At 36.3% G+C, this 10,333-nt stretch carries 8 protein-coding genes; 4 read left to right on the top strand and 4 right to left on the bottom strand.

All coding sequences use genetic code 11. The annotated features are described in order from the left end of the window. Positions 1-1,252: 1,252 nt before the first annotated feature. Together F6K13_RS05635 and F6K13_RS05630 are read right to left on the bottom strand one after the other, a co-directional pair. Positions 1,253-1,492 (bottom strand): hypothetical protein, encoded by a 240-nt coding sequence (locus tag F6K13_RS05635; RefSeq protein ID WP_124142843.1) that lies wholly within the window; start codon positions 1,490-1,492, stop codon positions 1,253-1,255. A gap of 329 nt (positions 1,493-1,821) precedes the next feature. Beyond that, positions 1,822-2,016: a hypothetical protein gene (locus F6K13_RS05630; RefSeq protein ID WP_124142844.1), complete on the bottom strand. Its 195-nt coding sequence runs from the start codon at positions 2,014-2,016 to the stop codon at positions 1,822-1,824. Between the two features lie 443 nt (positions 2,017-2,459). On the opposite strand from F6K13_RS05630, the gene ispG reads away from it, so the two are divergent. Both ispG and ctpC read left to right on the top strand, forming a co-directional pair. Beyond that, positions 2,460-3,680, top strand: coding sequence for a (E)-4-hydroxy-3-methylbut-2-enyl-diphosphate synthase (gene ispG, locus F6K13_RS05625; protein WP_124142845.1), 1,221 nt, complete (start codon positions 2,460-2,462; stop codon positions 3,678-3,680). A 1,022-nt stretch (positions 3,681-4,702) separates the two neighbouring features. Beyond that, the gene (gene ctpC / locus F6K13_RS05620) at positions 4,703-5,995 is read left to right on the top strand and encodes a carboxyl-terminal processing protease CtpC (protein WP_124155134.1); all 1,293 of its coding nucleotides are present in this window, start codon (positions 4,703-4,705) and stop codon (positions 5,993-5,995) included. Positions 5,996-6,017: 22 nt separating this feature from the next. Here ctpC and F6K13_RS05615 read toward each other — a convergent pair whose 3' ends face one another. Then, positions 6,018-6,149, bottom strand: coding sequence for a DDE transposase family protein (locus tag F6K13_RS05615; RefSeq protein WP_345789240.1), 132 nt, complete (start codon positions 6,147-6,149; stop codon positions 6,018-6,020). A 501-nt stretch (positions 6,150-6,650) separates the two neighbouring features. Here F6K13_RS05615 and F6K13_RS05610 point away from each other — a divergent pair. Continuing rightward, positions 6,651-8,417 carry an iron uptake porin gene (locus F6K13_RS05610; RefSeq protein WP_124142848.1) on the top strand — a complete coding sequence of 589 codons (1,767 nt, stop codon included), beginning with the start codon at positions 6,651-6,653 and terminating at the stop codon, positions 8,415-8,417. A 145-nt stretch (positions 8,418-8,562) separates the two neighbouring features. Further along, positions 8,563-9,423, top strand: a complete 861-nt coding sequence (locus F6K13_RS05605) for an amino acid ABC transporter substrate-binding protein (protein ID WP_124155133.1) — start codon at positions 8,563-8,565, stop codon at positions 9,421-9,423. A 494-nt stretch (positions 9,424-9,917) separates the two neighbouring features. Here F6K13_RS05605 and F6K13_RS05600 read toward each other — a convergent pair whose 3' ends face one another. Then, positions 9,918-10,064 (bottom strand): hypothetical protein, encoded by a 147-nt coding sequence (locus F6K13_RS05600; RefSeq protein WP_161565022.1) that lies wholly within the window; start codon positions 10,062-10,064, stop codon positions 9,918-9,920. Positions 10,065-10,333 lie beyond the last annotated feature (269 nt).

The raw sequence follows: 10,333 nt of genomic DNA, 5'->3' as shown, positions 1-10,333 counted from the left end.
ATAGCTTTTAAATATGCGCAGCAAGTTGAAGCTGACTATGATAATTTTGTAACTGAAGAAATAGGGAATAAAGGGAGTAGGGGAGTAGGGGAGTAGGGGAGTAGGGAACCCACCCCTCACCCCTCCCAGGAGGGGAAGTTAAAGATATGAATAATTAACATTAACTGAGCTGCTAATTAGCAAAAAAGTTATTCTGCTATTTTTAATTACTTAATAACTGAAGTCTTACCTAAATTAAGCATTAATGCATGGGAATTGGTATAAATTTTTGAGTTTATTTTCTAGATGTTTTTGACTAAAGTCTCGATATAGTGTTTTGCTCTGGGATGTGGAGACAAACGTGCTACGAAATAGGGAATAGGGAATATTAAAGGAGGGAACACAGCATTAAAGAGTAGCAAATATAAGGATATAAGGTACTCGAACGGCGTGCTTTTTCTATAAGAAAAAAACTAAATCTAGATTGACATTTCAAATAGAAACACTATAGTTATCAAAAAGTTAGGACTTTTACCAAATAATTAAATTTTAAAGCCTCTCTTTTTCAGAATAAAAAAGAGAAAAAAATCACTTTAATTGACTCTCTTCTTTTAAAGAGAAGTAATTAGGGTTTGCTGAATAAATCTGAAAGCATTGACTGATATTGCTTTTAGCAATTTTTAGTCGCCAAATTGTACAAGCTTTTAGGTCAAAAAGGTGCAAAAAGTTAGCAGAAAAAGTTTAGTAGGACAGAAAAATTAAGAGATAATTGTTACTTCTACCTCCTCTATAATTCCCATTCCTCCTGACTCTTAACTACTCCCTACTCCCTACTCCCTACTCCCTACAAAGAGCAAAAAGACTTTTTCAGCAAACCCTAATTATTATAGGACTTACGAATTACAACAAATTTTTATCATTGCCACCCACAGGGAAACAATCTCACACTCAAATCCTAGTTTTTAGTACCTCATCGTTCAGCAATTAACAATTAATAATTACCTCTTCTTAAAAGAAGAGGATTGACTAAAAGGATTTTTTTTATTTTATCCCCTTAAAAGGGGAGGCTTTAAACCTGAATTTTTGAATGAATAATTATTAACTATCAACTCTTAATTATTCATTATTCATTATTCATTATTCATTATTCGGTAAGTCCTGTATTAATTATTGAATATTAGCCATGAATGTAAATTCATTACGATATTTGACCCTTAATATTTTGCTTATAAATACTCTATAAGACTTAATATCACTATCATTATTCCTCTAATTATTGGGTCGCTTTTCTTTCCTTTCCCCTTCTTTGAATAATTTTCAGTGCGGAAGCTGCTCCAGCACTTATTGCAGCAGCTCCTAATATAGGAGTTGATGCAGCTATTACCCCTATTCCCGCTCCAATCAGAGATGCTGTAACCATTGCTGTACTAGCTATTGTTGTAGAAGTATTTTCATTTTCTCTACTAAATGCTGCCTCATTTTTTTGATAACTGTCGTTAGCTTCTTCTTTCATAACTAAAATTGTTATCTCTTAATCCCAAACACAAATAAAGTCATTAATCCTATACCTATTATATTAGAAAAGAAAATCAACCAAAAAGATTCTTCTCTTGGTGTTGTGTTTTGCCATTCTTGATGCAAACTTAAAACGTAGATAAAAAGCCCAAAAGATATCTTCAACAATTAATAATTAATTATTAATTATTAGAGACTGTTTGTAAAAGGAATATTAAATCCAGGCGTAGGGTGGGTTAGGCGACAATAACTATGAATCGTAACAAAATTTAACTTTCCGCCGTAACCCACCGAATATTAAGCACTCTGGCCGTCTTAATCTTTAGTTTACAAACACTCTCTTACATCTTCTTGTAAATAAGAAGATTGGCTAAAAGGATTTTTTTCTTTTTTATCCATGAATGGAGAGGCTTTATACCTTAAATTTTCGGTAATAAATAGTCCAGCTTTTTGAGCCTCATCAGCATTAATATTAGAGTCAAATAATAGTGTTAAACCTCCAGAAATAGAAGATAACTTCATTAATTAATAATGGATAATGAATAATGGATAATTACCTCTGGTTAAAACCGTTATGGAACGGAATTGAATATAAGGAAATCTGATTTTTTTTCTCCTTAAAAGGAGAGGCTTTAAACTTTTGGGGATTAATTATCAATTATCCATTGGTAAGTTCTATTCCCCAAAATAAATCTTGTCTTTCCCAACCTTTCCCTCTTGCTAATTTCTTAGCAATAGAACCTATAAATATAATTACTAAAGGAATAAATAGAGCTTAAAATAAAAGATCCAAACTAGCATTTTTCATATTTGCAATTTGCTTTTTGCCACTTGCTTTTTTTAAATATTCATATGACTTTTAATTTTAGACTCTTGACTAATAAGATTGACAAATTATGTGGCAATCTGAATATAGGACAAAATCTATTACTGAGCCTTTCGCTACAGAAATATAACGATATATTATGCAAACTCTACCCAACCCAACCAAAACTTCTGCAAATCAACCCGCCTTTGACACAACTATCCATAGGCGAAAAACTCGCCCCGTCAAAGTAGGTAATGTAACCATCGGTGGTGGCCATCCAGTCGTAGTTCAGTCAATGATCAATGAAGACACCCTTGACATTGACGGTTCCGTAGCTGCCATTCGTCGTTTACATGAAATTGGTTGCGAAATAGTCCGCGTTACCGTTCCCAGTATGGCCCATGCAAAATCCTTAGCAGAGATTAGACAGAAATTAACAGAGACCTACAAACCCGTACCACTGGTAGCTGACGTTCACCATAATGGTATGAAAATTGCTCTAGAAGTTGCCAAGCACGTTGATAAAGTCAGGATTAATCCTGGTTTATATGTATTCGATAAACCTCAATCTGGCAGAAACGAATATACCGAAGCAGAATTTGAGGAAATAGGTGAAAAAATCCGCCAAACCCTCGAACCTTTAGTAATTTCTTTGCGAGACCAAAATAAAGCCATGCGAATTGGAGTTAACCATGGCTCCTTAGCAGAAAGAATGCTATTTACTTATGGGGATACTCCAGAAGGCATGGTAGAGTCCGCTCTGGAATTTATTAAAATTTGTGAATCCTTAGACTACTACAATTTGGTAATTTCTCTGAAGGCATCGCGGGTGCCAGTCATGCTTGCTGCTTACCGATTAATGGTAAAGCGGATGGACGAACTAGGTATGGCCTATCCTCTTCATTTGGGTGTAACTGAAGCAGGTGATGGAGAATATGGTCGGATTAAGTCTACTGCTGGTATCGGTACACTTTTAGCAGACGGAATAGGGGATACAATTCGCGTATCTTTAACTGAAGCACCCGAAAAAGAAATTCCAGTTTGCTACAGTATTCTTCAAGCCTTGGGTCTGCGGAAAACAATGGTAGAGTATGTTGCCTGTCCTTCCTGTGGCCGAACTCTATTTAATCTAGAAAATGTTCTGCATCAAGTGCGAGAGGCAACAAAACACTTAACAGGATTGGACATTGCTGTTATGGGTTGTATTGTTAATGGCCCTGGAGAAATGGCAGATGCAGATTATGGTTATGTAGGTAAGCAACCAGGGTATATTTCTTTATACCGTGGACGGGAAGAAATTAAAAAAGTCCCTGAGTCTCAAGGTGTTGAAGAATTAATTAATTTAATTAAAACTGATGGGCGTTGGGTTGAACCCTAGTTTATAATTAACATTTAATTGGGAGTGGGAGTGTATTCTTAATTACACTCCTTGGTTAACTAGCGATCAGCATTTCAGCATTTCAGCATTTCCGTAGGAAAAAGCGGAGCATTCCGGACTGAAACGCTTTTTAAATTAACAATTGATAGATGGGGCTTTTCTTCTTGTTGGGTATGAGGAATCTAATAAGAATCTAAATTAGTTAATTTGGATACAGATAAAATATCAATGTTTTAGTTGGAATATTGGAAATAAATCTACTATTTTTTTTAACTAGAAAAGCTTGTACAGAAAATTTTAGGAAGCGTGAGGTACAGTTTAAGACTAATCTATAATTTTTATTCATTCCTATGTTCCCTCATACCGAGTGCGCTACCAAATACGTCTGTCGCCGACGTGGGGTCGCACCGCTGTTCCCTAAAAGGATAAAACTTTGTACCTCATCAACTCGAAAACTGCTGTAATTAATAGATGAGAGTGAGCCTAATATTATTTTTAGCAGAGATAGTTAAAAATAACATTCAAGAACTGTATAAATAAATCATAATTTTATATACCCCCAAAAAATGGTTAACACTAAATTTATATTAAGGAGAGTAAAAAAAGAATTATCGATGCACACCTCTAGTAATACTAGGGAAATAAACAGTTATAGCAGAAGCAAGAAGGAAGAAGGAAAAATCTGGTGTTGTCTGAATTTTAAGCTTTTGATATATCTTAACCTTTGCTTCGACTGCTATAAATATTCATAATTTTATATCTGTTAATAAGGTATTAGTGCTGAAGTTTGACCAAGCTCCTAAAGTTAGATAAGAATATTTTTTTCTAGACATACACCATAAGAAAAAAATCAAGTATTCCCTTTAAATATCCTAAATTTATTGATGAAGATTTACCTGATTCCCTTCTCCATGCTTGATTTTTAGATATCAAAAACCTAGCTACAAGCATTATATTACTTATGCTAAATTAGGCATAATAGTAGTGATGGTAATTATTGTTTAAATTAATTCAACAAACAAATGGTTATAGCAAAACGTGGGCTAATTCTTGGTGCAACAGCATTGATGTTAACAGGCGTTACTGTCATAGGCGCTGGTATTCATCTTTCCTCTCAAGCATCATTAAATAATAACGACCCTAAAGAATTAATCGACCAAGTTTGGCAAATTATTGATAAAACTTATGTTGATGGTACTTTCAATCAAGTAGACTGGAAAGCTACTCGCACTGAATATCTCGATCAAACTTATACAACTGATGAAGAAGCTTATGATGCAATTAGGGAAATGCTAGAAAAGCTAGGAGACCCTTATACCCGCTTCATGGACCCGGAAGAGTTTAAAAATATGCAAATTGACACTTCTGGAGAACTCACAGGTGTAGGTATTCAACTAACCCAAGACCAGGATACAAAAAAATTAGTAGTAATTTCACCAATAGAAGATACCCCGGCTTTTGAAGCAGGTATTCTAGCTAAAGATATTATTAGCAAAATAGATGGTCAAAGCACTGAGGGAATGGATATAAATCAGGCAGTAAGTTTGATCCGCGGTCCTATCGGTTCTCAAGTAACTCTAACCATTAAACGAGAAGGTCAGGAAATAGACTTTCCTATTACTAGAGCAAAAATTGAAATTCATCCCGTAAAGTATTCTCAGAAAGACAGTTCTCTGGGTAAAGTTGGTTATATCCGCTTAAATCAGTTTAGTGCTAATGCTGCTGGTGAAATGCGAGAGGCCATAGATGAGTTAGAGACTCAGAATGTATCGGGTTATATTTTAGATTTACGTTCTAATCCTGGTGGCTTACTTTATGCTAGCGTAGAAATTGCTCGGATGTGGCTCGAACGCGGAGATATTGTTTCTACTGTAAACCGTAGTGGTGTTACCGATCGCCAAAAGGCTACTAATAGGTCTTTGACAGATAAACCATTGGTGATTATGGTGGATGGAGGTTCGGCAAGTGCAAGTGAGATTCTTTCTGGTGCTCTACAAGATAATCAACGGGCGACATTAGTAGGTACTAAGACATTTGGTAAAGGGTTGGTGCAGTCAGTGCGTGGTGTGGGTAAAGGTGCAGGGTTAGCAGTGACGATCGCTAAATATTTCACCCCGAGCGGTCGCGATATTAACCATGAGGGAATTAAACCAGATGTAGAAATCTCTCTGACAGATGAACAAAAAGAAGCTTTGCGGAAAAGTCGCGACAAAATAGGTACTCTTGACGATCCTCAATATGCAAAAGCATTGGAAATTTTGAATCAAGAGATTGCAAAACTCCAAAATAATAAAGCTCAGTCAACAACAAAGTAGATTGATAAATTAATTATATTAATTATTCTGGCTGACATTTTCCTGCTCGAATCAATCCTACACGACGGGCGATCGCTTCTTCAACAGTATTAAATGGACCCCATGTTTCTATAACGTCGGGGTCTTTTTTTTGTTCGACTTGTGTACTAGGCAAAATTTCACAGGTTTTCTCTAGTTTCTTGATAATATAGTATTTTTGTGATGAGTCATTCATATTAAAAAAGGAAGAGGGAAGAAGGAAAAAGGCAGAAGACAGTTGGTAATAACTCAAAAAGTGGCGTTGCATAAATACGGGATGATTTTAATAGTTTTGTGGGATGGGCATCTTGCCCGTTCCCGTTCCTGATATTTTCGGGATAGTCAGGATGCCTGCCCCCACTTACCATTTATATTCATCCCCCCCTCAGCAATGCCCAAAAAGTACTTATATCATGTCAAGATAATTAAGCATAATCAAAATTTTATATTTAAGGGTTATTGAAGAAATATCCCAAATTCATGATCTGTTTCCAGTATTAGCTCTTGAATTTACACCTACGATGTACCACCTAACACCTACAGCCTAATTAATATAAATATTTACTTAACAAAGTTACAAACCATATTAACATAATAATGTTTTTTGTACTTCCAGTAAAATTATTAAACTAAAAATATGGGACGTAAGTTTTATGGTGCAGTATTCCCATTCATTTTAGGCATAGGATTTGTCTTGTCTATTACTCCAAGTAGTGAAGCCAAGAAACAACAATCAAGTGAAAGTCTTGACCAAACTGCTCAGATTTTAGAAACAATAGAGGAATACAATCCACTCAAGCAACCTCCACAGACATCGAAATCACTTGAAGAGTTAGACCAAAAAAAAACAAATATTGTTACAGAGAAAAATGATGATACCTTAGGACAAATAGAACAATACAATCGACTCGATCAGCCTCCCGAAATATCTCCGCCCCTAGAACGAGTTAACTCTGTCAATCAACTTAGTGATGTTCTACCCACAGATTGGGCATATAGTGCCTTACAAGGATTAGCAGAACGCTATGGTTGTCTATTGGCTTCCCCAAATGCTACATTTGGTGGCAATAGAGCCATCAGTCGTTACGAATTTGCAGCAAATCTTAACGAATGTTTACAAGTTATTCAAAGCCTGATTGAAGAGTTCAATGAAGGTTATATTTCCCAAGAAGACTTAGCAAAAAGCCAACGATTACAAGAAGATTTTGCCGTCGAAATAGCCGATACTAAATCCCGCCTGAATGCTCTAGAAACACGAACAGATATCCTGGAAGCTAATCAGTTTTCTACCACAACATTACTAAAAGGGCAAGTAACTATGGCCCTTTATGATGCTTTCGGTAATGATGGTAAAGACGGTGCTACTGTAAGTGCCGATGATAGTCAATTAGGCTTTGGTCATGCCGTAACATTGAACTTTGATACCAGTTTTACAGGTCTAGACTTCCTGAGAACTAGGCTAAGAGTTGGAGACTTACCTGGAGTAAATACAGGTACAGCTCATACTTTCATAGGCGCAGGTTCTCCACCTAATGACATAGCGCGATTAACAGAAGTATACTATATTTTTCCCCTCAACACGAAAATGAGTCTTTATATAGGAGCTGCTGGACTTGACTTCGATTTGATGGCTCCTGCTCTTAATCCCAAACTACTCAGTGGTAATACAGGAAGTATAGCCTTGTTCGCTTTTTACAACCCCGTCATTTATATTCAAGTAGGCGGTGCTGGTTTAGGTTATAGTTATCAAATTAACGATAATTTTAGGTTAGATGTTGCTTATCTGGGAGGTGGTCCTGGTGGTGGTACAGGAAGAGTTAACGATCCAAGAGAAGGTGGTGGACTTTTTAACGGTACAAATAGCGCTTATGCTCAGTTAACAGTTTCACCAACCGTAGATTTTGATTTTTCTTTTGCTTATGTAAGAGCATATTATACAGCAGATTTAGTTAATGTAGCAGGTTTTACAGGTAGCAGAAATGCTCAACGACCTTTTGGCAGAGTGGCAACTTCAGCAGACCATTTTGGATTCCAAACTAGCTATCGCTGGGCACCATTTACTTTTTCTGGTTGGGTTGGTTATAGCAATGCTGAAGCAGAAGCAGGCGATCGCGAAGGGGATGAAGCAGATATTTGGAATTGGGCAGTGACAGTAGCTATAGATGACTTAGTGTTTGAAAATGGAAGTTTAGGTATTTCGGTTGGTCAACAACCAAAAGTAACACATATTGACAATGGTGAAGATGACCCAGATACCTCTATACAATTTCAAATTTTCTACAATTATCGAATGTCAAATAATATAGATGTAACATCCGGTTTTTTTATCGAAACACAACCAGAGCATGACGATCGAAATGACCCAATTTCAGTATTTGTTACTCGAGCTACTTGGAGATTCTAAACCTCGTCCATGTTGAAACCTGAAGTTTCTAATTATTCCGATGTGTCATTGCGATGTAAGGAAGCAATCTCGAAGTATTGGCAGAAAAACTATAGTTTTCAAAGTAGAAGCGGTTTAATTATTCTAATTATTCAAACGAGGAAAAATGAATAAAAAACTAAAAATTCTGATTTTTTTATGGTTGGCATTCCTAGGGACTATTTTTCCAGCAAAAATCAGTCACACACAAACAGAGGAAACTATCATTAGAAGAGAGCTGATATTCGTAGGAGTTAGAGGAGATTCTCCTTGGTTTGGCTACAGAAATGACGGAAAATGGACAGGGTATTGTATAGATATTGCCTATGCTTTAGCTGAACGTCTGAGTGCCAACCAACTAGACCCAATTAGGGTAAGATTAGTTACATCAACTACCCAAAGTCGTTGGGATATGGTAACAAGTGGTCAGGTAGATTTGGAGTGTGGTCCTAATACTATTAGTGCTGAACGTGAAGAAAAATACGGCGTTAGTTTTTCTACACCTTTTTTTATTACAGCAACACAAATCTTAGTCAAAAAAGAAACCCAAGAACAAGATTTGAAGGATGGTAAGGGGGTAGTTGGTGTAGTTAGGAATACAACCAATGAAAATGATATTAAAACAAGTTATCCTGATGAACGAATTGATAATAAATATTTAAGCAGAGAACAAGGGGTAAAAGCTTTATTGGATGGTGAAATTAATGGATTTGCCAGCGATGGAACTCTTTTGTTAGGTTCATTATTTATACTGAACTCTGAGTTAGGGGAAGATTATAATTTACTCACTCCTCAGCAAAATGGCCGTCCTTTTTGTGCAGGTTATGGCTTTATACTTCCTGGAGGAGAAGAAAATTCTAGTTGGAAGAGGTATGTTAATGACTTTCTTGCTAATGATAAAAAAGCTCGAAGAGTCAGACAAAAATGGTTGGGCGATCTAAGTGAAAATAGTCAAAGAATTTATGATGCTTGTACTCAGGAAAGTTAGAAGTCAAAAATCAAAAGTCAAAATAAAAAAGATTGAGTAGTTGACTGTTTTATCTAAAGTAGTGCGTTAGAATTGTCATTGCGTTTTGCTGGCGCATAACTCCGTTAACGCTCCGCGAAATGTTTGCGGAGCATGACCATAGGAAAGCAATCTAAGCGTCAATTTCCTATTGCATTATTTTAGTTGAAACAGTCCACTACAATCAAATAAATATTGACAGGTATTATGGAGATAGTAGTTTTTACTACTATTACCAAACTATTATAGCAGTCGAAGCAAAGGGCGCGGACAGATCAAAAGCTTAAAACTCAGACAAAGCAAGAATTTCCCTTCTTGGTTCTTCCTTCTTCCTTCTTTCTTCTGCTATAAATGCAATTACATTTACTACTGGCGGTCGATAGAACTTTACCTGCAATAGCTATATAGAACCCATTTGAGATCTATATAATTATGGTAGTCAAGTCTTTTCGCGCATCAATTTTGAGGAAAAATCATCAGCAAGGAGTTGAATTTTTTGTATTATCTCTGCCCACATCTTCCCTCTTCCCTCTTCCCTCTTCCCTCCTGGGAGGGGTTAGGGGTGGGTTGTCTCCTGTCTCCTGTCTCCTGACTCCTAGATAAAAAAACTTGGTATTTATCAAGATACGCTCAGGGGTTCTATAGGTTAATTAATTTTCTCCTTACTATGTAATTGCTAATAAGTCAATTCATGGTTAGGACAACTGAGGAAAATTAGTTCATTATGGTTGGAGATATATGAGGTGATCGCTGCTTTAAACAACGAAATAATCAATATTTGCAGCTTTAAAATTGTATTAGGCAGTAAATACCTATGGATTATATTGAATTTATCACCTCCGCGTTGCTGAAGACCCGGAGCGCGGCCGTCTCGAAGTCGCAGCCGTGGGCC

Source organism: Okeania sp. SIO2B9 (assembly GCF_010672505.1).
Lineage (GTDB): Bacteria > Cyanobacteriota > Cyanobacteriia > Cyanobacteriales > Microcoleaceae > Okeania > Okeania hirsuta.
The sequence above is the reverse complement of the archived record's forward strand: the minus strand, read 5'-3'. Positions and strand labels throughout refer to the sequence as shown.